Here is a 24,837-nt window from a genome sequence, read left to right as displayed (position 1 = left end):
GTTGAAGCTTTCCTTTTTCACTTTAGGCTAGATGCTGTATTAAGCAGTAATCAGCGCAGAAACAATTCCAATTAAGCCGCCAAATACGCCACCCCAAACAACGAGCCAGCCAAGATGGTTTTTGATCATTTTCTGCACCATTTCTTTGACCATTTTAGGTGTCAGTTCGTTCAGGCGTTGATCGATGATATTCTCGATATTGGTGGTGATTTCATCCATCATGGCAGGGCTTTCGAACTGCTGCTTTATTGCTTCTTTAACTGAGTCGCTTTGGCTGATGTCGATTACAGATTCCTGCATTTTTTCGACGAAAGGCTGCTTTAGTGGCTGTAATGCTTCTGTACCGCCAAACATGGCGAGCATTCCGCCAAACTGAGAGTTTTCAATCACAGTGACAAGCGAATCAAACGCTGGGTTAAAGTCTACTTTTTCTAGAATAGGCTCTAGATTGATGGTTTTGTCTCCAGCCATTTCATTTGTTAAAAAGCGATCAATGTTTTCTGTGGTGAAAAACTGTTCCATCATCAGCGCTTTTATTGCAGCCTTAAACTCTTCAAACCGCGCTGGTATCACCCCAGAACCATACAAGCCGGGCACTTTCTCGAAAAGCATGTGAATAGCTAACCAATTGGTAATAGCGCCAGAGAATGCGAATAAACCTGCGTACAGCAGGATGTGATTGTGGGTGACATAACCCGCTGCCAACAGCGCCAAAGAGATGAAATTTGTCAGAAAGCTCTTGTTCATACCAGTATAGAATTCGTTTAAAGTGGCCTGATTTTATGAAATTCTCACGGAGAATTAAAGGTTGTTGCAGTGCAATGAGTCATGCAGCTGTTGGGCTAAATGAAGTACATTAGTTTCTTTCTAACAACACTGGTCCCGGCCCTTCATTTGCCAATTGATCGTCTTCGTTGTACATAGGACAGCTTTTCATTGATAGACAGCCGCAGCCTATGCAGCCAGTGAGGCGATCTCTCAGGCGTTCCATATAGGCTATACGTTGGTCTAGGTCCTGCCGCCACTGTGTGGCGAGTGCTTCCCAATCTTCCGCTGAAGGCGTGCGGTTATCGGGGAGTGAAGCAAAGGCTTGCTTGATTTCCTCTAACGTTATTCCCATCTTTTGCGCAGCTTTGATGACGGATACTCGCCGGAGTACCTCTTTGTGATAGCGCCTTTGATTACCAGCGTTTCGGGTGCTGTGGATTAACCCCTTCTTTTCATAAAAGTGCAAAGTGCTTACCTTAATTCCGCAGCGCTTTGCGACTTCACCAACTGTCCATGCAATTTCATTCTTCACAATGCTTCTCCTAAAAACTTTTTTAATTTTATTGAAAAAACCTCTTTACCTCAACTTAAGTTGAGGTATTAGCATAGTCAATGTTGGTTACGAGATATCACTAAGGAGAACGTTATGATTCAGCTTGAGCATGTAAATTTAGTTGTGAAAGATATCCCAGAAATGTTGAAATTTTATCAAGCCGCTTTTCCTCATTGGCATGTGCGAGATGAAGGGCAGGGAGAGTGGTCAGGAAAGCCTAGAAATTGGCTACATTTTGGTGACGAATACCAGTATATTGCGCTCAGCGATCATGGCGAGGGTGAAAACCGAGATCTTGCAGGTCATCAAGTCGGCTTGGCTCATTTCGCTTATGTAACCAACAATGTAGATGCCGTAATAGAAAGACTAGAGCAAGCTGGCTTTTCAATTGCTAAACCCGGAGCAAAAGAGCCTTACCGGAAAAATGTCTACTTTTTTGACCCTGCTGGATTTGAAGTGGAGTTTGTTGAGTACCTTAGCGATGATCCTAAGCTACGTAATCTATCGAGCTAATCAAATGAAATATAGTCGATAAATATATACACGAATAGAAATAAGCAGTGCCCCATTTACGTATGCTTAACGGGGCACTGTTTTATTAAAAATGAAACATCACGTTAGTTAAGGAAAAATTAAATGGCACGTAAGTACGTAATGCTGCTTTTGGTTGGTTTAATTTGGGGATCTCAGTTTATTTTTCAGCAAGCAGCACTGGCCTCATTTGTTCCTCCATTAGTTGGTGTCGGAAGAGCTATAGCTGGGTTTATAACATTGTACTTATTGTGCAGGCTGCTCAATATTCAATCTAAGGCTCAATATCCGTTGAGATTATACATGTTGATAGGGCTGCTAGAGGCAGCGGTGCCTTTTACGCTTGTTCCTTGGGGCCAACAATTTGTGTCCACTTCTGAAACGTCTGTTCTGATGGGCACAATTCCTTTTTTTGTTATTTTGCTGATGCCATTAATTGGCAATAAATCTCGAATTACAATGCAGAATGTCTCAAGTATCTTGGTTGGGTTTGTAGGGCTAGTGGTTCTATTTCTGCCGCAGATTAAAAGTAGTGGCGGAATCTCTAACTTCACTGGAGCATTGTCGATACTTGGTGCGTCTTCATCGTTTGCCGCTGCATTGTTGCTACTCTCAAATCTCGATAAAGAGCACCCACTCATTGTTGCGCGAAACATTCTTGCAGCTGCAAGTATTCAGTTGCTTGTGATTTGCTTGATATTTAAAGAACCACTGCCAACAACGATAACCGCTTCGTCAGCGTTGTCTATTCTGTATCTTGGAGTGATGTGAGCTATGCTGGTTTCTGGTGTATGGAAGAGAAAAGAAGTTGCGGTGTAATCTGTTGATGTAGTTCTCACCAGAACGATTAACAGAAAGGTACACCGCATGACTGATAATACTGTTGTTTCACTGAATACACCACAAGACCCGCTCACTGAATTGATACGCCAAGGTGCAAGAGACTTAATTTCACAAGCTGTTGAAGCGGAGCTTCAGCAGCTGCTTACTCAATATCAGAATACGATGGTTGACGGCAAACAAGCCATAGTTCGCAATGGTTTCTTACCTGAGAGAACCTTACAAACAGGTGTCGGCGATGTGGAAGTGCAAATTCCTAAGGTACGAGATCGCTCAGGGAATGGTGTTAAATTTAATAGCAGCTTGATACCACCGTATCTCAAGCGAACTAAAAACATAGCAACACTGCTCCCACTGCTCTATCTCAAGGGGATATCGACGGGCGATATGCTACCCGCTCTTGAGTCGCTGCTCGGTAAGGATGCAAAAGGACTCTCAGCCAACAGTATCTGTCGCCTCAAGGAGCAATGGCATGAAGAATACGAGCAGTGGCGCAAACGAGACCTCGGTAAGCGTCGCTATGTCTACGTCTGGGCTGACGGTATTTACTGTCACGTCAGAATGGACGACAAGCTCTGTTTGCTCGTCATTATTGGCGTCGATGACACTGGGCGCAAAGAAGTCCTTGGCGTTCTGGATGGTCATCGAGAGTCAGAAGCAAGTTGGACGGAACTCATTGAGCAGTTACGAGCACAGGGATTACAGTTAGCACCAAAGCTAGCCATCGGAGATGGCGCACTTGGTTTCTGGAAAGCGGTTGCTAAGTGCTGGCCTCAAACGGGTCAGCAGCGTTGCTGGGTACATAAGACAGCGAATGTGCTTAACAAGGTGCCCAAAAGTGTTCAGCCTAGGATGAAGGAAGCACTGCAAGATATCTGGATGGCAGAGACCAGGAATGAGGCTTATCATGCCTTCTCAACCTTCCAGAAGCGCTTCGAAGCCAAGTACCCAAAAGCAACGGACTGCTTGGTGAAAGACAAAGCTGAAATGTTAGCGTTCTACGATTACCCAGCAGAGCACTGGGTTCATATCAGGACGACGAACCCGATAGAATCAATGTTCGCCACAGTACGCTTGCGCACGAACAAGACGAAGAACTGTGGAAACAGAAAGACTACGTTGATGATGGCTTACAAGTTAATGCGCAGTGCAGAGACGAAGTGGCGTCGTCTACGAGGTTTTAAACTCCTGGCTGATGTTGTGAAAGATGTTCGCTTCATCGATGGGGTGAAAGAAATGGAGACTCATCAACAGGCTACTGCATGATCTCCATACACCACATTTGACAATAGCTCGAGTGATGTGCGCAGGGGTCGTTTACTTACTGTATATGATGCTTATACACACTTCTGGGCCACTGTTTGCCTCGCTGACTAACTATTTAGTTCCTACGTTTGGTGTGCTTATTGGTCTGGCGTTTACTCGCGAAGATGTTGGAGCGAACACTTGGGTTGCTTTGGTTCTGATATTGTTTGCGGTCGCAATCAATCAGACCAAACGAAGAGAGGAAAAAACAGTAGAGGTTGGAATATAGTAAAAGGAATAGCATGGCTTTAACTACATAAAATAATTAGATATACCAGCAATGATTGGCTACTTCGGCCGCTAATCATTGCTGGTATTTTATTGTCACTCGTTTACGGCAACGTCGTTAACGTCCTCCGCAATAAACCCACCAGTTTGATGAGTCCACAATTGAGCGTAAATACCGTTGTTCTCAACCAGTTCACGGTGAGTGCCTTGCTCGACAATCTGCCCTTTGTCTAACACGATTAACCTGTCCATTGCAGCAATGGTGGATAAGCGGTGTGCAATTGCAATAACGGTTTTTCCTTGCATAAGCTCATTCAAGCTTTCTTGGATAGCAGCTTCAACTTCGGAATCCAATGCGGAAGTTGCTTCATCGAGTACCAGTAAAGGTGCATCTTTGAGAAGAACGCGAGATATAGCGATACGCTGGCGTTGCCCACCAGATAATTTCACACCGCGCTCTCCGACTTGAGCGTCATAGCCAATATTGCCAAATGGGTCGGTGAGCGATTCAATAAACTCGTGAGCATGGGCTTGCTTGGTGGCGTTAATCAAATCTTGCTCTGTTGCGTCAGGGTTGCCATAAAGGATATTGTCGCGAATAGAGCGATGCAGTAGTGAAGTATCTTGGGTTACCATACCAATTTTGCTGCGAAGCGAGTCTTGAGTTACGTCCGATATTACTTGATCATCGATCCGTATTTCTCCACCTTCCACGTCGTGAAACCTAAGCAACAAATTCACCAGCGTTGACTTACCCGCGCCTGATCTTCCGACCAAGCCAACTTTTTCCCCTGGTTTAATATTGAGGTTGAGGTGGCTAATGACACCTTTATTTTCACCATAGTGAAAACTTACGTTATCAAAGTTGATTCCACCTTTTGACACTTGTAGTGGTTTGGCATTGGGTTTGTCTTCGATATCAATTGGTTTAGATAGCGTTTTCATACCATCAACAACGGTGCCCATGTTTTCGAATAAGGCACTGACTTCCCACATGATCCACATCGACATACCATTAATACGCAGAGCCAAGCTAATGGCAATTGCAATCGCACCTATGGAAATGGCACTGCTTGCCCATAAATAGATAGACAGAGCCGCTATGGAGAAAACTAAAAAGTAGTTGGTGATCTCCACTGCAACGTCAAAGCCCGTTACTAAGCGCATTTGACGATATACCGTACCTAAGAACCCTTTCATTCCTTTTTCAGCATATGCAGTTTCTCGTTTGCTATGAGAAAACAGTTTTACGGTCGTTATATTGGTGTAGCTGTCAACGATGCGCCCTGTCATCGTTGAGCGAGCATCAGCTTGATCAGAGGCTACACGTTTGAGTTTAGGTACAAAGTAAATCTGTATGCCCACATAGCAACACAACCAAACGAGCATCGGAATCATTAACCGCCAGTCTGCTTGTGCGAGCAAAACAACGATCGAGGTGAAGTAGACAGACACATAGACAAATACGTCCATTGTTTTCATCACGGTTTCGCGTACGGCTAACGAAGTCTGCATGACTTTGGTTGCTACTCGCCCGGCAAAGTCGTTTGAATAGAAATTAACGCTTTGCTTTAACAAATATCGATGAGCCAGCCAACGGATCGACATTGGATAGTTGCCAAGCAATGTCTGATGGATAAGGAGTGAATAACCAACAACGAGTATCGGCATCACGACAAGTAGCAAAATGCTGTATCCGATCAACATGCCGCTATTGTCATGGAAAAAGGTTTCTGGATTACTTTTTGATAGCCAATCCACCAGTTTACCCATCGCGCCAAACAGCGATACTTCGACGATAGCAACAATTGTCGACATGATAGACATGATGATGAGAGGAAGCTCGAAGCCTCTTGTGTAATAGCGGCAAAACGCAAACACCCCTTTGGGTGGTTGCGCGGGCTCTTCTTCAGGGAAAGGTTTCGTAAAACCTTCAAACTTCTTGAACATAAGAATCCTAAATTATGTACTTGGAGAGAATAAGAGTCAGTGAAAAGTAACAGGTATGTATGGTATACCCAAATGTTGCTTTATGTCACTGCTGGATTTATCAGCAATATCTATTGAAAGCGTTTTTTGTTCCCCTTTATATAACGTGCAGTGATTTTTTTGGTTAATGTTGGATTTTTCAGTAATAAAATATATTTCTGTTACTTCTCTCGTACAAATTCAGTAAGAAATGCGTTAACAATATATTTACAATCAACCTCTATGTTTTACAAGCGAGTTGTCGTCATGCTCAAAGATTCAAAGATCTCACATCACCGTACGTCGAGCGTCCAAAACGCTAACTGCGTCGTTATGGTGCCACCAAAAGAATTTAAATTTAACGCTGAAACTGCGGGTGACAATGAATTCCAGCATCAATTGGACCTGACTAATGATCAAGTAACAAAACAAGCGATGTCTGAGTTCGATGCTATGGTTGAGCGTTTACGATCAGAAGGTGTACAAGTTGTTGAGTTCGACTATCCTTTGTCAGGCACAGAAACGCCTGATGCTGTTTTCCCAAACAACTGGTTTAGTACGACACCCGATGGTTCTTTATATACGTTTCCAATGGCGTGTCGCAATCGTCAATGTGAAGTCAGACCGGAAGCCTTAATTAAACAGCTACAAGAGTCTGGCAGAGCGGTCAATAAGCAAGTTTCTTTGGAACATCTAGTCGAAAATCATACCTATTTGGAAAGCACAGGAGTGATGGTATTTGATCACCTCAACCACACTATTTACGCGGCGCTTTCGCAAAGGTGTAATAAGCAAGTCTTAAACAACTATGCACAGCGCGTGGGTTATGATCGCGTTGTCTCATTCTCGACGGCCTTGCCTGGAAGCAATTCTCCTATCTATCACACTAACGTAATGATGGCAGTAGGTGAGAGTTTTTGTGTGATATGCGATGAAGTGATTGTTGAAGAAGAGAGAAGATTTGTTCTTAAGTCGCTATCCAAAGACAAACAGATCATTTCTATTTCCGTCGATCAGATGAATCACTTCTGCGGAAACTTACTCCAGTTAGAAACAGCATCTGGGCAAAAGGTGATTGCTATGTCTAAATCGGCGTACGATGCCTTTACTCCTGCTCAAATCAACCAATTATCAAGTCACGGAAAACTGCTTCCATTCGACGTTTCAACGATAGAGCAAATTGGTGGTGGCAGCGTGAGGTGTATGCTTGGTGAAGTATTCTTGCCAAAGAAATAATCAATCGGACAAATGACAAAAAAGCTCGAGTTTTACAAAAACTCGAGCTTTTTTTGCTAACTGAGAAGCGTTAAGCTGCTACTGTTTCAAGTTCCACTTTTTTGGACTTGTAGTGCTTGCTTTGGTGACCCTCATCCAGATGGCATGGTTCATAGGTGCATTCGCCAATTTGATGCCTAGGGCAGATGTAATTTTTGCTTCTTTCTATAAGTTCAGTTTTGCAATTCGGGCAGTATAGTTCCATCACTTTATCTCCTTTTCGGATTGTTTGAAGTGTTTTTCTATAGCTGTCAGCCAACCTGACGAAATTTTTTTAACACAGTTAGCAATGTGACACAAGTTTCTTAAGTTTTAATGACAAAGTTTTAACACTTACTGTGATGAATTGTTTTATTTGGAATATCGCTCAATTTTTCGTCTTTCTAGTAACTTAGCCGCCTTCATTCCAATGAGCATCATAGCAAGAAACGCCAATATCTTTATGTTACCAGATGTAATATTTGCAATAGCAGGTCCGGGGCAAATACCTGCTACTCCCCAGCCAATACCAAATAAAATGGCTCCCAATATAAGTCGGGAATCTATGGCTTTCTTCGTTGGCAAATCAAATTTTTCTGCAAGTATTGGCCTATTGGTTTTTGGTAACCAAAAGAAATAGCCAGCAGCGTAGACAGCAATAGCCCCTAGCATTACTAAGATTAAGCTCGCATCCCAAGTTCCAAATACATCTAAGAAATTTAATACCTTCTGTGGGTTGACCATTTGAGAGACGATGAGCCCAGCGCCAAAAACAATACCTATCACCAATGAAAGAATGTTGTTCATAATGCTTACCCTTTGATGTGACGAGTAAAAAAGACGACCACTACAGCTGTGAAAACAAAGGTGCAGGTAGCGACAATAGAGCGTATTGAAAGTCGCCCGATACCGCATACGCCATGTCCACTTGTGCATCCAGACCCCATCTTAGTGCCAAAACCAACCAAGAAGCCGCCCAAAACAATTTCAGGCCAAGAAATAGAAATTTGCGTAGGTAATGCAGCAATGTCATCGCTTATAAAGAAAGGAGATATTGCGAGACCAATTAAGAAGAACCTGCGCCAAGATGTTGCTTTGTTCACCGTGAAGCTGTTGCTAACGATACCTGAAATACCGAGAACTTTGCCATGAAATACCAGCAATAAAAGAGCGGCAGCACCTATCAACAGGCCTCCGATTAGGGCAGGTTCGGGTGTAAATGAAGTCATAATTATCTCTCCACTAATTTCTTTATATCGTATATTAACAATATACGATATAAATGCAACTAAACGGCTCTAAAAATGACCGAATTGAAATGTAGTTTATTTGCAGTATAGCTTGTGGAGAAGAGCGATAAGCTCTACAACATTGGCATTGTTCAATGAATAGTAAATGGTTTGGGCTGCTCGTCGAGTGGATACAATTTTATCTTTTCGCAGAGAGGAAAGGTGTTGAGATAGCGTCGATTGAGGCATAGGAATACGTTGATTTAGCTCGGAAACAGATAGCTCACCTTCTTGTAATATACAAAGGATCATCAAACGATGTTTGTTACCAACGGCCTTTAAAAGGCTAACAGCTTGTTCGGCATTATCTTGTAGTTGGGCGTAATCTAGCATGTGCATTCTGGCGAAATCAGCGGTATTGGCATTATATACCGAAACACAGTGAAGATGCAGGGCTGAAGGTGGGCAATTCATGCTTCTCAAATGAGGCAGTCTGCTGTAAATGGTAGATTGTCTCGCTTGAAAAACGTTAGCTGGTATCTCAACCCAGAAAAAAAGATACTCGCCACACATTAATTTATCCCAATATTCAAAATTGTGCATAAACTTTAAACACAACGTCAGCAAAGGAATTGTAACTATGTTACTTGTTCAACTCATATACGTAAGCTCGATAAGCAATGGGTTTACCGAAGATGATATTGCACAAATTATTGACTCAGCTAAAAGAAATAACTTATCTCGTGATATTACAGGGATACTATGCTTTAACCGCAAGTATTTTCTACAGTGTCTTGAAGGCTCTCGAGCAAAGGTAAACGAGATATATCATAAAATCCTCAACGACAAGCGTCACGACAATATTATCATGCTGGAGTACCGGGAAATCAGCCAGCGAGACTTTGTTGATTGGAGTATGGGTTATGTCGGCGATACTAGTATTAATGAAGCGACCAACAAAATGTATTCCGTAAGTTCAGAGTTTGACCCTTATAAAGTTTCTGGCGAAAGTGCGTTTTTGTTGCTCAAGCACCTGAGTAAAACAGTTAACGTTGTATAGCTTTCAGCTTGTCCGTTGCTTCATAGCCTTTGTTCATTTCCTAAGGTGTGTAATAGTTAGCGCCTGAACTATTACACATCGAAGGAATGTATTTTGGCGAATAGTAAAGTACTTTGGGGAATCGCTGGTCTTGGCAATATTGCTCACCGTTTTGTTAAAGACTTAGTCGCACAAGTGACTGAAGCTGAGCTCTATGCTGTTGCTGCTCGTGACATACAGCGAGCTAAGATTTTCGCAAAGCAATATCAGTGTCAAACCTATTTTGGCTCATATATCGAGTTAGCAACCGATCCTAACGTGGATGTTGTATATGTCGCAACTATCCACCCCTTCCACAAACACTTAGTCGAGCTCTTTCTAAACCACGGAAAACATGTACTGGTTGAAAAGCCTGCTTTTACTAATTTGAAAGACTGGGATGAGATGGCGAATTTAGCGAAAAGGAAAGGTTTAATCCTTGCAGAAGCCATGAAAACGGTCGCTTTTCCAGCCTACAGGTCAATGAAGCAATTTATCACTGACAACAACATTGTTATCAGCAACATTGAAGCCTCGTTTGGTACAGAGCATGATTTTGATCCTGCCTGGCACTTGTTTAACCCTAGATTGGCAGGTGGCGCGACATTGGACGTTGGTGTATATGGTTTGTGGCTCTATGCTGACTTGTGTTATTTGCTGCAAGCTTCGATAGCTACCCCTGAAATAGCGATTGTTAAAGACAATGATAGAAGTGAAGTCGACGAAAATATTGATTTTGCTTTTAAAGGTCAAGTAACGGGCAGAATAGGCGCATCTATCACTCGAAACCTGAAGCGGGAAGCCATCATCACTGGCCCTGATGTTGAAATTGTTATTCATGATAAATGGTGGAACCCGAAAACTATCGATATTAATTTCAGAGGTGAGCATACAAGACTGACCACAGCTGAAGGCGGTGGTGGATTTGAGTATGAGATTGATCACCTCACATCGTTGGTGCAGAGCAATACCAACGGCTCAACTATCTTCCCACACCAAACCAGTAGAAAAGTCATTTCGCTTATGGAAAACGCTTTGCTAAGAAGTGGTTTTGACTGTTTGTTGAATTCCAAATAAATCGTTGTTTTTATTAATCAACTTGAAGGTTTAGAATATTGCTAGACCCGAGTAGCTCATAGGAGATTGATTATGCTTACAGTTATTATCCACGCGAAGATAAAGCCGCACTTGTTGAGTGAATTTATAGAGGTAGCGAAAAAGCTAACTGCTGATACTTTAGGGCGAAGAAAAGGCTGTATCAGTTATTCTTTCAATCAACGACAAGATAAGCCTGAAGAATTTGTCATTTATGAGCAATGGGAGAGCCAAGAGACTCTCGACGCCCATATCGAAAAGCTAAAAGACTTACTCGGGCCAGAAAAGGAAGGAGAGTTATTGCCAGAAAAGTTACTTAACTTCTACGAAAGTGCTGAGCCTATTTTATATAACCAGATCTGAGAGTACCGATAAGGAGAACAAAAATGAATTATCCAATTAAAGGATCTTGTCAGTGCGGTAATGTCACTTATGAGCTCTTGCAGCCGCCTAAAATGGTCGTCGCTTGCCATTGTAAAGAGTGCCAAAAGCTGTCAACAAGTGCATTTAGCATAACCGCAGTCGTTGATACGGACAGTGTGAAGTTCAATGGTGAGATGTCTGAATGGAGCCGCGTGGCGGACAGCGGTAACATCAATGGAGCGAAGTTTTGTCCGACTTGTGGCAATCGCATGTATCACTTCGATCCTAACCAGCCAAACATGATTAAGCTTAAACCTGCGAACCTAAATGATACTAGTATTCTTAAGCCCACAGTCCATGTTTGGGTGAGTGAAAAGCAAGATTGGTACGATATTCCAGAAGGTGTACAGGCGTTCGATAAGCAGCCATAAAGCGTATTGAAAAGAAATAGATAATGGATACTACATGTCAGGGACCGACATTTATAAGTATTTAATTTGCTACATTTACCCTCCGTATTCCTTCGAAATACGATCCTTTTGGAGTCTTTGAATATACTTTTAGATAACGTTAACTAAAATTTTCTGGTCAGTATGAACGCGTTGTTTAGAGTTATTACGTTATTGCTTGTTTCTATCGGTACTTGCTTTGCTCATCCCGGGACCATTCATATTACCTTTATTTCTCCAAACCCTGATGATCAAGATTTTTGGGGAATCACGCATAATTTCGCACGAGCCAGCGCTAAAGATCTGAATATAGATTTGGACATCGTCTATTCAGCGACCAATCGATATGCGTATTTAAAAAATGTGCGGCAAGCGTGTGCATCTATCGATAAACCCGACTATTTAGTGGCAGTTTTTCATAGGGCAATCGCAGAGGATATTTTATTTATTGCAGAGGAATGCCAAATTCCAATCTTTATGGTCAATGCAGGCATACCGAAAGAAGACAAAGCAACCATCGGTAATATCAGAGAAAACTATAAGTTTTTTATTGGTCACATGGCGCCTAGTGAGCATTTTGCAGGTTACTTGTTGGGTAAGCAATTGATAAAGTCTGCGAGGGATAAATCATTAAGTGACACAATTGAAATTGTTGGCATTTCTGGGCGGCGTGATGGACCTGAAGCGTTGGCTAGAAATGAAGGTTTGAAGCAAGCTGCGCGAGAGCAGAATGTCCTGCTGCATCAAATTGTCTTTGCTGATTGGAGTGGTGATAAGGCGGGAAAGCAAGCTGCAGAGTTGATCAAACGATATCCAAACGTATCGATAATCTGGGCTGCTAGCGATCACATGTCAATCAATGTAAAAAACACGATTGATAGGGTAGGCAGTAGCGACAAGGTAATTACTGGTGGGATTGATTGGACAAAAGATGGTATCAATGCTGTGCGCAGTGGTCTGTTGGAGGCTTCAGTCGGCGGACATTTTGCTGAGTTAGGTTTTACTATGGTATTGCTTTATGACCACTATCACGGCATAGACTTTATATCTGAGTACCCTTCAACAATCTATTCTGAGATGCATTTATTGTCTCGCGAGAATATTGCTCAGCATTACGATTTTATTACTAACCAAGATTGGGAAAAAGTCGATTTTACTCGTTTTTCAAAGGCATTTAATCCCGATATTAAACAGTATGACTCTTCATTTGATAATTTAAATCAGTAAGTTACTTTCATTTTTGTATATTCATCTCTTGCAGAATTTCATGTTGAAAACTTTTCCATTTATGGTTGACCTTCCGGTAAGGGTAAGGATTACGCTATAAATCTAATCACATAAAAAGAGAAACAAACATGAATGTCAGCACCTTCAAAACACTAGCTCTTACCAGCTTAGCTGCGCTGCCACTTTACTCAGTAGCAAGTTATGCAGCTCAAAAACCTATTACCCTCACCGTTCATAATACCCAACTCAAGATTGATGGACACAATGAAACGGTGTATCAGATAACCAATAGCGATGGCAGTAACGGCTTCGTAGGCCGAGAAGGTGAAGATTTTAATGCTATTGTAAAAAATGACACCAATAAGCCGATTACACTGCACTGGCATGGCCTCGTTGAACCGAACAAAGAAGACGGTGTGCCGTACGTAACTCAGTTGCCTATTCCACCTAATGGCCAGCAGCACTATCAGTTTAAACTTAACCAAACGGGCACTTACTGGATGCACTCCCACGTAGGGCTTGAGGAAGCAAGGTTAATGGGAGCGCCATTCATTATTTATCCGAAGTCAGGTCCTCAGAAGGGTGTTAAGAACGTCACTATGATGGTGCAAGATTTCAACTATAACGCACCGGATCAAATCTGGAATGCGTTAACCAAACCAAATGAATCGACACTTAAAATTAATGGCAACGAGATAAATGACGTTCCACCAGATGTTTTGCTTGCCAATCGCCATACTCTCAAACAGCCTGAAGTGATTCGAGTGAAAGTGGGAGAGAAGATTCGCTTAAGATTTATTAACGGCGCTACTGATACCAATCTCTACTTAAATATAGGGCAGCTGAAAAACCAACTTGTTGCAGTTGATGGCCAGAATGTTAAGCCAATCAAAGGTAATAACTATCAAGTTGCTATTGCTCAGCGTAGTGATGTCGAATTTACTATCCCGCACAAAGGAGCATTTCCTATTCTAGCAGAAGGCGAAGGCACCAATTTGCGTTCTGGTATTATCTTTGCGACTGAAGGTGCGAAGATCCCCAACATCTCTGAGAAAGTGAACAAACAATACCCAGAGTATAACTATAAGCAGTTGATGTCCCTGCATGCATCAAAGCCTTTAGCGAAGAGAAAAGTTGACGAGCACTACACGCTAAACCTAACCGGTGATATGACGAAATATGCGTGGGATATAAATGGAAAAACGTGGCCGAACACTTCACCTTTGTGGGTGAGTAAGGACGATAGAGTGGAAGTGACGTTAAACAATGAGTCGATGATGCCACACCCAATGCACTTGCACGGCACTGATTTCCAAATTGTTTCTGTAAACGGTAAGGCGACTGATGGGCCAATGCGGGATACGGTGAATGTGTTACCTCACTCAAAAATAACTATTGCCTTTGATGCTAAAAATCCGGGAATTTGGGCTTTCCACTGCCATATTTTATGGCATGCAGAAGCTGGAATGATGACTACGGTACGCTATCGTAATTATCCAGCACCACAATATTACCTAAATCTTACTCACCAAACAGCAACCGCACCACAAGCGTAATCCTAATCAAAGAGACGGTAATCGGGCGACTGTATGTCGCCCAATTCTCATACTCTATACATCATTTCGTCTTGAAGCTGAGACAGCAAGCAATAACGTTCTTGTACATAGTTTGTTCAACACCTACTGTTTATTTGAATAACTACTCAATAAATATCAGGATTCAGCTATGAAATGGATATCAAAACTATCTTTAATCATTGGTTTTTGCTTTGGGATGATGGGAGTTTCTCAGGCGAGCGATTTTTCCAAACTTGACTATTTAACCGAAGAGTTTCCACCGTACAACTTTAAAGAAGGTAATCAGGCTGGTGGTATTGCCGTGGATTTGCTGATGGCAATGGCTAAGCAAGCCAATGTTCCTCTTACAAAAGGAGATGTGAGGGTGTACTCATGGGCGAGGGCGTATGATATGACGCTTAAAGGCCCGAACAAGGTGCTATTTTCTACAACCAGAGCGGCTAAACGTGAAGACCTATTTAAATGGGCTGGCCCAATCGCATCGCTGCGCGTCACTCTCATCGGTAAAAAAGATGCTGGAATCGAAATAAATAGTGCTGATCAGATGAAAAACTACAAAATTGGTGTGGTCAACGAAGATTATGGTGAGCAACTTCTTAGAGACGCTGGTGTCCCAGAGAAGCAAATTGACCAGTTGACCAAGCCTGACCAGATTGCCAAGAAATTGATATCGGGCCGCTTACAGCTGTGGGCGTATGATGAAATCACGGCGTTCATGTTGATTAAAAGAAACGGTGGTGATACCAGTCAATTTAAATCTTATTATGTATTGAACGAGGGGCAGCTTTATTATGCGCTCAGCAAAGATGTCGATGACTCCACTGTGGCTTCTATGCAAAAAGCGTTAGATGCGGTCAAAGCATCAGGTGAATACGATAAAATCCTTTCTAAATATAAGTAAGTTAAGCCTTGTTACAGAGAGCCTTAAGCAGAATTCTGCTTAAGGCTCTTTTTGCTTCGCTCGATTCTAAGTATCGTAAATTTCATTCTCTGTAAAAACCTCCGCTTCTTTCTAGGAATAGATAAAGCCGTTGTTTCCTGGAAGGTTCTGCTATGTAGTGTTGGTATAAAGTCAAAGTACTGATTCATTGTTTTCTCCAATGTTTGCTGACCTTGAAAACTATTGACCAATAAACATGAAGAGAAAATAGAAATAGTAACCCGACAATTTCACCTTTTATCTCGGCTTTAGTTATTGAATTTATTAGGACCAATACAATATGTTAAAAAGGAACGTTAGCTAGCAAATATTGTGAATGGGGAGTTCTATGCGTTATTGGATGGCATTGGTTTATTTAAGGAATACACTAGCGGTAAATCACCCTCAAAACCTCTCTCTAGAATCAATAACAGATGCTCTAGCTTGCTCAAAGCGCAATGCTCAACTTGTGATTAAGAAACTGTCCGAGCAAAACATTATTGATTGGCAACCCAGCGTTGGACGAGGAAACCTACCGATAATTACTTTGCTTAAAGACGTGAGGCAGACAATCGATGCCGAAGCTACGCACCTCCTTCAGAAAGGCAAAATAGAGCTGGCTATGAAGCTGGTTGAAAAAGGTAAGCAGGAGCAATTTTTAGCGAACTATCTAGCTGTGCCAACTGCAAAGCCTCTGTCTAAACACATATTGCGTGTTCCCTTTTATAGAGGGACACATTGTTTAGACCCGATCTCCATTGCTCGTCGAACTGAACAGCACATTGCTAACCATTTGTATGCAAAGTTGATTAGGTTTGACAGTGAGACAGCCATGTACACAGGTGACTTAGCTCTAAACTGGAGCGAGAGTTCTGGGGGTGTACATGTGACTTTAAGAAAAGGCATCACTTTTCACGACGGTTCACGGATATCGAGTGCTGATATTAAAGTGCATTATGAAAGGTTAATGAACTCAAAGAACCATAACGCTAAGCTCTACAGTTGCATTTCAAAAATCGAAGTGAAGGATGAGTACCGCATATCGTTTTACAGTAGTTTTTCATCATCGTTTATAAAAAAGCTGCTTTCGTTTGATCCTATGGGAATTACCAAATACGAAAATGAAAAATTGCTTGGCTCTGGGCCATTTTACTTAGCGGAACAGACGGAGTGGCGAACATATTTGAAGGTCTACGAATCGTATCATGGCTGGCGCCCTTGGGTAGATGGCGTCGAAATATGGAATATTGGTGACAAAGCGAAAGACTTTTTGCTCAACAGTGACGTGGTGCATGGAAGGGAAGTGACAGCTAATATGGATAAAATGTTTCATCAGCGTCAGCAATGGGAAAAAGGCTCGGTTTATTTGCTTTTAAACCAAAAGCACAACAGCTGGCTGGCAGTTCGAGAAAACAGTAAAGCAATCATGACGCTAATATCTTCCCTAGGGTTGCCCGCTATGCTGGACAACTCTGGTATTTGCCAAGCCAACGGTATGCTTAAACGAGAGTGCTCAGATGTTGATGCTTATCGGCATAGTGAGGTAAAAAATCTAATACCACCTTTAAATACGACGCTAAAAATCGTCACTTACCAACTCTCGGACAACATATGTTTTGCAGAGCATGTGCAAAGTGGATTACAGCAACATGGGATAAACAGCGAACTGGAGGTTGTAGAATTCCCAGTTTTTAATCGTCCAGAAACGATAGCCAACGCAGATATTGTCATCTCTGGGGAGGTGTTCAACGAAGACTTGGAAATGGCTTGGATGGAGTGGTTATTTGCAAATAATTCCTTGGAAAACTGCATGACAAATAGGCATCGAAATTTGATTTGGCAGCAGACAAAAAATGTATTGAACCTAGCGACGTTAAAAGAAAAGCTTTGCGCTTTTGAAGAGCTTGAACAATCACTTATTGAGCAGTATGTTTATCAACCGATCTTTCATATAAAGCAAAATTTAAGCTTTGCCGAGTCTATTAGTTCTAGTCAGATGTTAGCGAATGGCTGGATAGATTTTAATACCGTAACAATCAGATCTAGCTCAACTTTACCTTAGTTTCTAACTGAGCAACTCTCACTTTTCATGATGAAAATTGATATTTAGTCAGTAACTTACTAAAACGGCAATAAGGGTTGTGTCCCAATATTCGTGCAGGATATCTGGAATTTAGGCAACTAAAACTTTTCTTATTTTGTAGTTGAGAGAGCAAGATGTATATAGGGACATATTTTAAGGTGTATGGGCGAAAATGCCTGTCGAGGTTCAGCTTAGCGTTTATGTTTTTGGTTTCGATACCAGCGCATGCAACTAGTACTGATGATTGGGGAACGGTCAGTGATGTGGGTTCGACAGGTTTGGTTGTCGCTGCACTCGCGTTACCAACATTTAACGGTGATTGGCTTGGCCTTCAGCAAGCCAGTGCCAGTATTGTCACGGCTTCCGGTGTTGCGTTGTTAGGTAAATCGGTGGTCAATAAAACCCGACCAGATGGCTCGGATCAGAAAAGCTTTATTTCCAATCATACTTCAACTGCGTTTTCCGCAGCGACAACAATGAGCATTCGCTATGGCTGGCAAGTTGCGATCCCTGCATACAGTGTTGCAGCTCTAACAGGTGTCGGTCGTGTCAAAGCAGATAGGCACTACTGGGAAGACGCGCTATTGGGCGCCGCAGTTGGTTCACTAGCAGCTTGGGCATTTACCACGCCTTCACAGAATCAGCTACAAATCATCCCATGGGCGAGTCGTAGTGAAGCTGGTGTGATGGTTGCGATGAATTGGTAATTGGTTTGTAGTTAGATTGAACCCACTGCTAATTACTATCAGCGAGTAAACCGTGACTATTCGCTGATAGCGTCTTCTAGTTTTCAAAGCTGATAGGCGCCGTTAATTTATAGTTCACCGTAGCGGTGATAGTCTGTTATCTCATATCGAATATTACGGAATCATAATGAGATACCTAGCACTGCTCGCTTTTTCAATTCCCTTTGTCGCTCAAGCTAAGCCTTTACCTGAGTGCAAGCCAGACCAAATACAGATACGCCATTTGGCCATAGAGACACCAGGTATGTCTCAAACCAATGACTACTACGGCATTCTGAATCGCTCTAACTCAGCATGCTCAATTACTCGCTTGCCTGTTTCAGTTTTACCCATAGAGACAAAAAGCACTCGCCATTCAAAGCTGGAGAAGAAGGTCGACTCGAATCCAGCTGAACAAGGTCGATTTGATTTATACCCTATTCATAACCAAACGCAGATACTCGATTCTTTGGTGTGGTTTAAAGTTCATGGTGCTGGTGCCTGTGATGGTCAAGAAGGTTTTAATCAACTTGCTGTTAAGCTTAGCTCTAACAATCCGACTAACTATGTCGTTCCTTTCAATGGCTATACAGCTTGCGGTGTCGCTAATGTCGCGCAGCTTCATCAGGGGAAGAAAGGGTGGCCAACACAGTGCTTTTATGACGGGAAGTACACACAACAAGGCAAGTTAACGGATAACGTTTCTATTGGTAAGTTAGCTAGCTGTGGCTAATACAAAAGCCTATACCTTTGGGGTTATCGATTGTTTTATTGCACGAACCCCTTATTTAGTACCATTTTATCTAGGGAGTGATCAGGTATAGGCTCTTATAGTGCAGACAATAAGGTCATATGACCGCATATATACAACAATACTCCGGTTTTTATCGGCTTTATTAGCTTTATTGGTGCATCTAATAATCAGTGGATTCTAAAGGTAATACTCATGGCTCAAGTTAGCTATGTGAATGAAGAAGTTAAGAAATCCTCGACTAGAGTCTTGATACTATAACAACCGCCAATACAGCTAAGATACAAACCAAATACCAAAAAAACAGCACACGAGAGCTTCTGTCTCCTTTAACACCTTCTTCTTGTATATCCATTGCAAACCTCCTTTGGGCAAGTTAGGCCGCTTGCTGTACATATAGGCTTACTGTATTGACCAACTCTTGCTGCAAGTGGAACTTAAACAAAACTTTGTCAGCCCCTAACTCTTTAGCTGTTTCGAGCACCAGTGCTGGATCATCTTTACCATAGCCAGATGATATGGCTAACACTGGTGTTTGATAGTGCTCTTTTATGTGAGAAATTAATTCATAGCCACTAATCTCTGGCATGACAATATCGGTAATAATTAAGTCAAAATCTTGTTTTTCAATGAACTCTTTAGCATCAACTGTATTTTTGCAAAGAGTCAGAGAAACCCTTTCAGATAAATAGCTTTCTTGGATTAGAGCTTTCATGACACTCAAGCTAAGCTCTGAATCATCAATAATCAGTATCTTACTCAACATGACGTTGCCTATATTTTTATTTATATGAAACCAGTTTAGCATAATATATAAAAGACACTAAATTTGTATGGGTATATTTAAAACGAAATCTTTGAGGCAAATCTGTCGAATTAAATTAATCGAATATATGTATCCAGTGGTGATGAATTTGCTTGTGTCTGCAAAGCCATATTGTTTGTTTACAAGTATACGGACAACCCACAATGTCGATGATATGAAGTTTGTGTTCTTTCGCCATGTAATCGGGTAGGTAAGCAAGAAGTGGTTTGGATTTGATCATGGCTATAAGCATTGAAGCGGTGTCTACTCGTGCTGTAATTAAGCGACTGAAATGTTCGTCATGCCATCCATCTAGGCTACGGTGAGCGTCCATGCTGCCGTAGATTGGAGATGACGGGACGATAAAGGGATATTTCAATACATCTTTTATGTTGATGGGTTCTTCGCATAGTTGTGCAAGTGGGTGGTGGGAATTGGCAACAGTTACGAAGTTGACATGCTTAATTGGCTGAGCAGCGATTTGCCTTTCAACAGGAGTTTGCTCGTTTAACCGAGCAACTAGCGCTAAATCGGCATCGTGTTTACGAAGTGCTTCTAAATCTTGAGCTGTCTTGGTTTCTAGTGTTGCGTTAAGTTCCTTATCAACCATACGTTGCACCAACTGTGGGACAAAGTAGCTCAACAAGGTTTCTGAGCCACAAATTCTTAAATGTGGCCGCCTAGGTTTACCTAGCTCTCGCTCAATTTTATCGTTGATAGCAATAAGCTCGATAGCACGCTGGAAAAGCGTTTCACCTGCAGAAGTGAGCTTCCAGTGACTGCTGGATCGACTAAACAATTCTTGTTGATAGTAGCTCTCTACTCTTTTAATCGTTTTTGATAGTGTGCCGGGTTGTACATTTAGCTTGCATGCAGCACTTCGTAAACTAGGAGCTTTCGCGACTTCAACAAATATAACTAAATCATCGATTTTCATGTGTTGCCTTTATGGAAACAGATGTGGAAATATTGTTTCTTTTTTATCATATAAAGCTAGCTTAGAATAGCTGCGCGTAGATTGAGAAATAGAGAGGCGACATGAAACGTTTTTTACCCCTACATACTGGTGCTGGTGACCTAATTAATCGTTTAGTGGTGCCACCCATGGCCTCTCAAACAGCAACCACAGAAGGTATCGCAACTGACAAAACTATCGCGCACTACGATAAACTTGCTAGATCTGGTGCTGGCCTAGTGATGGTGGAGTATAGCTTTGTTGATGTGACTGGCCGAAGTGAAGCTAATCAGTTAGGTGCGCACGTAGATGAATGCATCGATGGGATTAGCAAGATTGCCGCAGTAATACATTCTCATGGAGTAAAAGCTGGGTTTCAACTTACTCACTGCGGCGGAAAGGCTCAGCTGGATATTTGCCCTGAATTAATGGGGCCATCAGGTATTACAGTACCAGCATATGATCGCACGTTACCTAAGCCGAAAGCGATGACATTGCAAGATATGCTTGGATTAAAAGCATCGTTTATTGCAGCTGCGAAACGGGTAGAAAAAGCGGGCTTTGACTTTGTAGAACTTCACTGTGCTCACGGGTACGGGTTGAACCAAATACTGTCACCAGTCACGAATCAAAGAGATGATCAATATGGTGGAAGCCTTGAAAGTCGCGCTCGCTTGATTACCGAAATTATTCAACAAATAAAGCTTGAAACTAAGCTTGGTATAATGGTGCGAGTACCAGGACAGGATCTATATCCCGAAGGGCTAACTCAACAGGATATGGAACAAATCTGTCGCCTATTTGTTAAAGCCGGTGTTGATATTATCGATGTGTCTTCGGGTATTGGCGGGTGGAATCGCCCCAAAGATCGTCGTGGAGAAGGGTATTTGGTCGATGAGTCGAGCTATCTTAAGCAAGCAAAGCTTAATGTGCCTGTCATTGGTGTTGGTGGTATAGAAACGGCAGAATACATTGAATATGCATTGCACAGTGGCCGACTGGATTTGGCTGCCGTCGGGCGAGCAATTCTTAAAGACCCAGTCGCGTTTAACGAAGCAGTGATGCAACAAGCAGTTCCAGCATAAGTACTAAAAATCAACGCAATAGAATCGCTGTTGCCATATAGTTTTGATTTGTTATCCAAGCCCGAGGTTAAATTAACTTTGGGCTTTTAGCAGTTTAGTACTTCTCTTTTCGGCCTGATTTGATAAAGAAACACACGGCAGCCGTGTATATTCAGCTGTTTTGGATATAATACTGCGTGCTATGCCTATATATGGGTATAAAAACGTCAGTTTTATCCGCTATAAACAGAGAATAACATGATCGAATTTACAGACCAGGATGTTGAAAAATACTCCAAAAGTACTGTATCAGGGACAGGATTCTTAGCGTACCGAGATGTCGAAAAACTGCTATCAAAACTAAATTTAAAGCCGAAAAGAGCTTTGGATTTAGGATGTGGGAGCGGGCGATCCATCGGTGTGATTAAAGACTTATGCGATAGCGTCACAGGATGTGACATCAGCGAACTCGCATTGAAAAACACTCATAAGAGCCACCCAGACGTTGAGGTATTCCTAAACGACTTATCGAGCAAGCAATACCCTAGCGCAAAGTTTGATTCTATCTTTTCCTTTCTTATGTTTTGCCACGTCGATTCTCTTCAATCTATGAGCCAAGAGCTGGAGCGTTGTTACAACTCACTTAATGAAGGTGGGTTTCTTCTTATCGTGAAGCCGAATCGAGCTGTTGCAGTTGCCGACTTTTCCAGTGTGCAAGGAGTGGGAACCCCACCAGAATTGGAGGGCGATTGCTTTAATGTTCACCTGAAAAACGTTGATCTGGTTGTCGAAGATGTTTATTGGAAACCAGAAACTATCCAACAAGAGTGCGAAAAGCTTGGCTTCAGTTATTTGGCATTGCATCAGCCATTAGGTGAAATCGCAGACAATCAACCGTATCGAGATGAGTACCACGAATCTCCGTATTTTTATTTAGTTATGCAGAAGTAGGAGATTCAAACTGTGGAACAATATATTGATATTAATGGCCAAAAAATCCTTTTGACTCAGGAGTTGATTGACTCAAACCCAGACATCTTGAATAAGATTGATGGCAAGTCAGCCTATTTTGCTGGCAGAGCAAGAGGGTGCTATGAATTCGACAAAATTGACTACACCGTTCGAAAGCAAGAGTACAAATACATACTCCCACTATCAATCATGCTGGTGATGGTGATGATTGTCAGCAATATTCTGTCTAGTAAGCTGGTGTCACTGTATGGTTTTACCATCACTGGCGGCATGTTCATTTATCCACTTTCATACATCTTCGACTACGTCATTACTGATGTATACGGATTCCAATACGCCCGTAGGGTCGTGTGGAGTGCCTTCTTTTCCATGATCTTTTTTACGTTTTGTATCTGGCTTGTGATTGTTTTGCCACCTTCTAAGTTTTGGCATTTGCAAAGCTCTTATAGCATTGTTTTCGGCAACATGATCCGAACCTACTTTGCTTCGTCAGTAACATTTTTATTTTCATTTATGATTTCAAGTTACGTGTTTCAAAAAGTGAAGGTGAAAAAGCGTGGATTCTTATTCCAACGTATTTTGCGCTCTCTATTGGTTTCAGAGATGGTTGATACTGGGCTGTTTTGTTTAATCGCTTTCTATGGTGTGTGGCCAATTGAAAATATGCTGCACTTTTTGGTCTTTTCGTTCTGCACTAAAGTTGTGTATGAAGTGATCATGTATCCAATCGTGACCAAACGAGTCATTGACTGGTTTAAGCGTGCAGAACAAAGCGACATGCTAGACAGCAATACCAACTTTTCACCGTTCCGATGGGAAGTTGACTACAATCAAGACAACAACTTGTTTCGAGCTTAATTAGCTCAGTTGAGGAATTAAAGTGCCATCTGGAATGATTTTCTGGATGGTCTTTATCAGCCTATCCCTTTCTTCTTTCAGTAAACTGCTAGTGTCAGAAGATATTGGATTGAGTTCTAAGAAAGCTACTTTGCCGATGATCTGTACTTTTGACAAGTCGTAAACGTGAGTAAAGTAATTTAAGCTTCTTACTTCCCCAGCATTTTTCAAACCAATATCTATCTTATCGTCGCTTAAAAACAAGCACGAATCACCGTTCTTAATGTTAAATGATTTGATCTCAGGATCGATGATGACGACATTACCTTGGTTTAGGTAGTGCCCTGTAAAAGAGCCATCGTTACAAATGCCGATAAGGTGTTGGCTGTCAGAGTCAAACTCGACTTCCATCATGCGCTTTGCAGCCACGACATTGTCGATAATATCTCTTCCGCCGATGAGCGGGATACGATTGGCTTGTGGCTCAGCTTTGATCATCTCGTAGATAGGGCTGTTGAATAAGTCACATAACAATAAAGCTTCAACTAAAGAGAGATTATGTTGTCCTGACTTAATATGGTAAACGGTCTCTATTGGGATTTGCGTTTTTTCATGTATCTCATTGATACTCAATGACGATGTGTTGAGTTTTTCAGCGACTTTAGAAAGAAAAGTTTGATTGGCAGAGCGCATTTCTTCGCAGCTAAGCTCGATATGTGTTCGGTTATTTTCGATGCCATACTCTAACCATTCAGGAGTGACGTCGAGCTCTAAAGCAATGTCAACCACCATTCTGGTCTTCTTAGATTTGCCTGTACCTAATTTGCTGAGAAAGACTGGATTAGTATCGAGTCTCCTTGCTAACTCTCTTTGTGAGATGCCTTTTTGTTCAAGCGCCCATAAAAAACGCTCGGCCATGCTTTTACACTCGGAACGAACCAATGAACTCTCCTGAATATGCGTCTAATTTTCTATGAGCCCGATGATACTGACATTAAAAGGTGGAAGCAAAACTTCCTCACCCATATGAATCTAGTTGACTTATTTTTTGATGATAAATATACTCATGAAAACTTAAGTAATCACTCTAGGTTTTGCTTGTTGGTATCTAGCTATATGTTTTTAATAAGAATGTATAGCACAACATTTTTGGGACCCGAAAGTGTTGTACATAGCCAACTAATATTTTACCCGGCCTCTTCAACAAGCGGGTATTCGCTATTACAGCTTCGCCCCACAGCCTTTTGTGGGGCTTTTTTCG

At 41.9% G+C, this 24,837-nt stretch carries 27 protein-coding genes; 18 read left to right on the top strand and 9 right to left on the bottom strand.

Annotated features, from left to right (window positions below; all coding sequences use genetic code 11):
• Positions 1–39: 39 nt before the first annotated feature.
• A complete protein-coding gene (locus L7A31_RS06515; protein WP_237360682.1) occupies positions 40–747 on the bottom strand; it encodes a DUF445 domain-containing protein in 708 nt (235 codons plus the stop codon).
• A 109-nt stretch (positions 748–856) separates the two neighbouring features.
• Positions 857–1,288, bottom strand: a complete 432-nt coding sequence (gene soxR, locus L7A31_RS06510) for a redox-sensitive transcriptional activator SoxR (protein ID WP_237360770.1) — start codon at positions 1,286–1,288, stop codon at positions 857–859.
• Between the two features lie 126 nt (positions 1,289–1,414).
• Between soxR and L7A31_RS06505 the strand changes: the two genes are divergently transcribed.
• The 4 genes from L7A31_RS06505 to L7A31_RS06490 all read left to right on the top strand — a co-directional run bounded on the left by L7A31_RS06505 (position 1,415) and on the right by L7A31_RS06490 (position 4,226).
• Positions 1,415–1,834, top strand: coding sequence for a VOC family protein (locus tag L7A31_RS06505; protein WP_237360681.1), 420 nt, complete (start codon positions 1,415–1,417; stop codon positions 1,832–1,834).
• A 123-nt stretch (positions 1,835–1,957) separates the two neighbouring features.
• Positions 1,958–2,623: a DMT family transporter gene (locus L7A31_RS06500; RefSeq protein WP_237360680.1), complete on the top strand. Its 666-nt coding sequence runs from the start codon at positions 1,958–1,960 to the stop codon at positions 2,621–2,623.
• Positions 2,624–2,719: 96 nt separating this feature from the next.
• Positions 2,720–3,958 (top strand): IS256 family transposase, encoded by a 1,239-nt coding sequence (locus L7A31_RS06495; RefSeq protein ID WP_237359438.1) that lies wholly within the window; start codon positions 2,720–2,722, stop codon positions 3,956–3,958.
• Between the two features lie 31 nt (positions 3,959–3,989).
• A complete protein-coding gene (locus L7A31_RS06490) occupies positions 3,990–4,226 on the top strand; it encodes an EamA family transporter (RefSeq protein WP_435532884.1) in 237 nt (78 codons plus the stop codon).
• 95 nt (positions 4,227–4,321) lie between these two features.
• Here L7A31_RS06490 and L7A31_RS06485 read toward each other — a convergent pair whose 3' ends face one another.
• Entirely contained in the window at positions 4,322–6,175 is a 1,854-nt protein-coding gene (locus tag L7A31_RS06485) for an ABC transporter ATP-binding protein (protein WP_237360678.1), read from the bottom strand.
• A gap of 285 nt (positions 6,176–6,460) precedes the next feature.
• On the opposite strand from L7A31_RS06485, the gene ctlX reads away from it, so the two are divergent.
• On the top strand, positions 6,461–7,429 hold the full coding sequence (gene ctlX, locus L7A31_RS06480; protein WP_237360769.1) for a citrulline utilization hydrolase CtlX: 969 nt from the start codon (positions 6,461–6,463) through the stop codon (positions 7,427–7,429).
• Positions 7,430–7,819: 390 nt separating this feature from the next.
• On the opposite strand, the gene L7A31_RS06475 is transcribed toward ctlX, so the two are convergent.
• The 3 genes from L7A31_RS06475 to L7A31_RS06465 all read right to left on the bottom strand — a co-directional run bounded on the left by L7A31_RS06475 (position 7,820) and on the right by L7A31_RS06465 (position 9,150).
• The gene (locus tag L7A31_RS06475) at positions 7,820–8,254 is read right to left on the bottom strand and encodes a YeeE/YedE family protein (protein ID WP_237360677.1); all 435 of its coding nucleotides are present in this window, start codon (positions 8,252–8,254) and stop codon (positions 7,820–7,822) included.
• Between the two features lie 5 nt (positions 8,255–8,259).
• A complete protein-coding gene (locus tag L7A31_RS06470; RefSeq protein WP_237360676.1) occupies positions 8,260–8,676 on the bottom strand; it encodes a YeeE/YedE family protein in 417 nt (138 codons plus the stop codon).
• 96 nt (positions 8,677–8,772) lie between these two features.
• Positions 8,773–9,150, bottom strand: a complete 378-nt coding sequence (locus tag L7A31_RS06465) for an ArsR/SmtB family transcription factor (protein ID WP_354003807.1) — start codon at positions 9,148–9,150, stop codon at positions 8,773–8,775.
• 166 nt (positions 9,151–9,316) lie between these two features.
• On the opposite strand from L7A31_RS06465, the gene L7A31_RS06460 reads away from it, so the two are divergent.
• From L7A31_RS06460 to L7A31_RS06415, 10 genes are all read left to right on the top strand, one after another.
• Positions 9,317–9,736: a BLUF domain-containing protein gene (locus L7A31_RS06460; RefSeq protein ID WP_237360675.1), complete on the top strand. Its 420-nt coding sequence runs from the start codon at positions 9,317–9,319 to the stop codon at positions 9,734–9,736.
• A 93-nt stretch (positions 9,737–9,829) separates the two neighbouring features.
• Positions 9,830–10,831: a Gfo/Idh/MocA family protein gene (locus L7A31_RS06455; protein ID WP_237360674.1), complete on the top strand. Its 1,002-nt coding sequence runs from the start codon at positions 9,830–9,832 to the stop codon at positions 10,829–10,831.
• Positions 10,832–10,903: 72 nt separating this feature from the next.
• On the top strand, positions 10,904–11,212 hold the full coding sequence (locus tag L7A31_RS06450) for a putative quinol monooxygenase (RefSeq protein ID WP_237360673.1): 309 nt from the start codon (positions 10,904–10,906) through the stop codon (positions 11,210–11,212).
• Between the two features lie 23 nt (positions 11,213–11,235).
• Entirely contained in the window at positions 11,236–11,643 is a 408-nt protein-coding gene (locus L7A31_RS06445; protein WP_237360672.1) for a GFA family protein, read from the top strand.
• Positions 11,644–11,805: 162 nt separating this feature from the next.
• Positions 11,806–12,888: an ABC transporter substrate-binding protein gene (locus tag L7A31_RS06440; protein WP_237360671.1), complete on the top strand. Its 1,083-nt coding sequence runs from the start codon at positions 11,806–11,808 to the stop codon at positions 12,886–12,888.
• A 128-nt stretch (positions 12,889–13,016) separates the two neighbouring features.
• Positions 13,017–14,444: a multicopper oxidase family protein gene (locus L7A31_RS06435; protein ID WP_237360670.1), complete on the top strand. Its 1,428-nt coding sequence runs from the start codon at positions 13,017–13,019 to the stop codon at positions 14,442–14,444.
• A 169-nt stretch (positions 14,445–14,613) separates the two neighbouring features.
• Positions 14,614–15,366, top strand: a complete 753-nt coding sequence (locus L7A31_RS06430; RefSeq protein ID WP_237360669.1) for a substrate-binding periplasmic protein — start codon at positions 14,614–14,616, stop codon at positions 15,364–15,366.
• A 367-nt stretch (positions 15,367–15,733) separates the two neighbouring features.
• A complete protein-coding gene (locus L7A31_RS06425) occupies positions 15,734–17,446 on the top strand; it encodes an ABC transporter substrate-binding protein (RefSeq protein ID WP_237360668.1) in 1,713 nt (570 codons plus the stop codon).
• Between the two features lie 155 nt (positions 17,447–17,601).
• Positions 17,602–18,174, top strand: a complete 573-nt coding sequence (locus L7A31_RS06420) for a phosphatase PAP2 family protein (protein ID WP_237360667.1) — start codon at positions 17,602–17,604, stop codon at positions 18,172–18,174.
• Positions 18,175–18,340: 166 nt separating this feature from the next.
• Positions 18,341–18,925, top strand: coding sequence for a hypothetical protein (locus L7A31_RS06415; protein ID WP_237360666.1), 585 nt, complete (start codon positions 18,341–18,343; stop codon positions 18,923–18,925).
• A 394-nt stretch (positions 18,926–19,319) separates the two neighbouring features.
• On the opposite strand, the gene L7A31_RS06410 is transcribed toward L7A31_RS06415, so the two are convergent.
• Together L7A31_RS06410 and L7A31_RS06405 are read right to left on the bottom strand one after the other, a co-directional pair.
• Complete coding sequence (locus tag L7A31_RS06410; protein ID WP_237360665.1) at positions 19,320–19,709, bottom strand: response regulator; 390 nt, start codon at positions 19,707–19,709, stop codon at positions 19,320–19,322.
• A gap of 115 nt (positions 19,710–19,824) precedes the next feature.
• Positions 19,825–20,685 (bottom strand): LysR family transcriptional regulator, encoded by an 861-nt coding sequence (locus L7A31_RS06405; RefSeq protein ID WP_237360664.1) that lies wholly within the window; start codon positions 20,683–20,685, stop codon positions 19,825–19,827.
• Positions 20,686–20,786: 101 nt separating this feature from the next.
• On the opposite strand from L7A31_RS06405, the gene L7A31_RS06400 reads away from it, so the two are divergent.
• The 3 genes from L7A31_RS06400 (at position 20,787) to L7A31_RS06390 (ending at position 23,597) form a co-directional block, all read left to right on the top strand.
• On the top strand, positions 20,787–21,788 hold the full coding sequence (locus L7A31_RS06400) for an NADH:flavin oxidoreductase (RefSeq protein ID WP_237360663.1): 1,002 nt from the start codon (positions 20,787–20,789) through the stop codon (positions 21,786–21,788).
• Between the two features lie 237 nt (positions 21,789–22,025).
• A complete protein-coding gene (locus tag L7A31_RS06395) occupies positions 22,026–22,718 on the top strand; it encodes a class I SAM-dependent methyltransferase (protein WP_237360662.1) in 693 nt (230 codons plus the stop codon).
• A gap of 12 nt (positions 22,719–22,730) precedes the next feature.
• Complete coding sequence (locus L7A31_RS06390; protein ID WP_237360661.1) at positions 22,731–23,597, top strand: queuosine precursor transporter; 867 nt, start codon at positions 22,731–22,733, stop codon at positions 23,595–23,597.
• Here the strand turns inward: L7A31_RS06390 and L7A31_RS06385 are convergent, their stop codons facing one another.
• Entirely contained in the window at positions 23,598–24,518 is a 921-nt protein-coding gene (locus L7A31_RS06385; RefSeq protein WP_237360660.1) for a helix-turn-helix domain-containing protein, read from the bottom strand. It abuts the gene before it with no gap.
• Positions 24,519–24,837: the final 319 nt, after the last annotated feature.

Origin of the sequence: Vibrio marisflavi CECT 7928 (assembly GCF_921294215.1) — a bacterium.
Taxonomy (GTDB): Bacteria; Pseudomonadota; Gammaproteobacteria; order Enterobacterales; family Vibrionaceae; genus Vibrio; species Vibrio marisflavi.
The sequence above is the reverse complement of the archived record's forward strand: the minus strand, read 5'-3'. Positions and strand labels throughout refer to the sequence as shown.

Excerpts from the sequence above, each read along its gene's own strand:
- L7A31_RS06485 (WP_237360678.1), bottom strand. The coding sequence starts at position 6,175 with ATGTTCAAGAAGTTTGAAGGTTTTACGAAACCTTTCCCTGAAGAAGAG.
- L7A31_RS06450 (WP_237360673.1), top strand. The coding sequence starts at position 10,904 with ATGCTTACAGTTATTATCCACGCGAAGATAAAGCCGCACTTGTTGAGT.
- L7A31_RS06515 (WP_237360682.1), bottom strand. The coding sequence starts at position 747 with ATGAACAAGAGCTTTCTGACAAATTTCATCTCTTTGGCGCTGTTGGCA.
- L7A31_RS06445 (WP_237360672.1), top strand. The coding sequence starts at position 11,236 with ATGAATTATCCAATTAAAGGATCTTGTCAGTGCGGTAATGTCACTTAT.
- L7A31_RS06425 (WP_237360668.1), top strand. The coding sequence starts at position 15,734 with ATGCGTTATTGGATGGCATTGGTTTATTTAAGGAATACACTAGCGGTA.
- L7A31_RS06420 (WP_237360667.1), top strand. The coding sequence starts at position 17,602 with ATGTATATAGGGACATATTTTAAGGTGTATGGGCGAAAATGCCTGTCG.
- ctlX (WP_237360769.1), top strand. The coding sequence starts at position 6,461 with ATGCTCAAAGATTCAAAGATCTCACATCACCGTACGTCGAGCGTCCAA.
- L7A31_RS06400 (WP_237360663.1), top strand. The coding sequence starts at position 20,787 with ATGAAACGTTTTTTACCCCTACATACTGGTGCTGGTGACCTAATTAAT.
- L7A31_RS06405 (WP_237360664.1), bottom strand. The coding sequence starts at position 20,685 with ATGAAAATCGATGATTTAGTTATATTTGTTGAAGTCGCGAAAGCTCCT.
- L7A31_RS06395 (WP_237360662.1), top strand. The coding sequence starts at position 22,026 with ATGATCGAATTTACAGACCAGGATGTTGAAAAATACTCCAAAAGTACT.
- L7A31_RS06475 (WP_237360677.1), bottom strand. The coding sequence starts at position 8,254 with ATGAACAACATTCTTTCATTGGTGATAGGTATTGTTTTTGGCGCTGGG.
- L7A31_RS06505 (WP_237360681.1), top strand. The coding sequence starts at position 1,415 with ATGATTCAGCTTGAGCATGTAAATTTAGTTGTGAAAGATATCCCAGAA.
- L7A31_RS06470 (WP_237360676.1), bottom strand. The coding sequence starts at position 8,676 with ATGACTTCATTTACACCCGAACCTGCCCTAATCGGAGGCCTGTTGATA.
- L7A31_RS06435 (WP_237360670.1), top strand. The coding sequence starts at position 13,017 with ATGAATGTCAGCACCTTCAAAACACTAGCTCTTACCAGCTTAGCTGCG.
- L7A31_RS06430 (WP_237360669.1), top strand. The coding sequence starts at position 14,614 with ATGAAATGGATATCAAAACTATCTTTAATCATTGGTTTTTGCTTTGGG.
- L7A31_RS06410 (WP_237360665.1), bottom strand. The coding sequence starts at position 19,709 with ATGTTGAGTAAGATACTGATTATTGATGATTCAGAGCTTAGCTTGAGT.
- L7A31_RS06500 (WP_237360680.1), top strand. The coding sequence starts at position 1,958 with ATGGCACGTAAGTACGTAATGCTGCTTTTGGTTGGTTTAATTTGGGGA.
- L7A31_RS06460 (WP_237360675.1), top strand. The coding sequence starts at position 9,317 with ATGTTACTTGTTCAACTCATATACGTAAGCTCGATAAGCAATGGGTTT.
- L7A31_RS06440 (WP_237360671.1), top strand. The coding sequence starts at position 11,806 with ATGAACGCGTTGTTTAGAGTTATTACGTTATTGCTTGTTTCTATCGGT.
- L7A31_RS06415 (WP_237360666.1), top strand. The coding sequence starts at position 18,341 with ATGAGATACCTAGCACTGCTCGCTTTTTCAATTCCCTTTGTCGCTCAA.
- L7A31_RS06495 (WP_237359438.1), top strand. The coding sequence starts at position 2,720 with ATGACTGATAATACTGTTGTTTCACTGAATACACCACAAGACCCGCTC.
- L7A31_RS06465 (WP_354003807.1), bottom strand. The coding sequence starts at position 9,150 with ATGAATTGCCCACCTTCAGCCCTGCATCTTCACTGTGTTTCGGTATAT.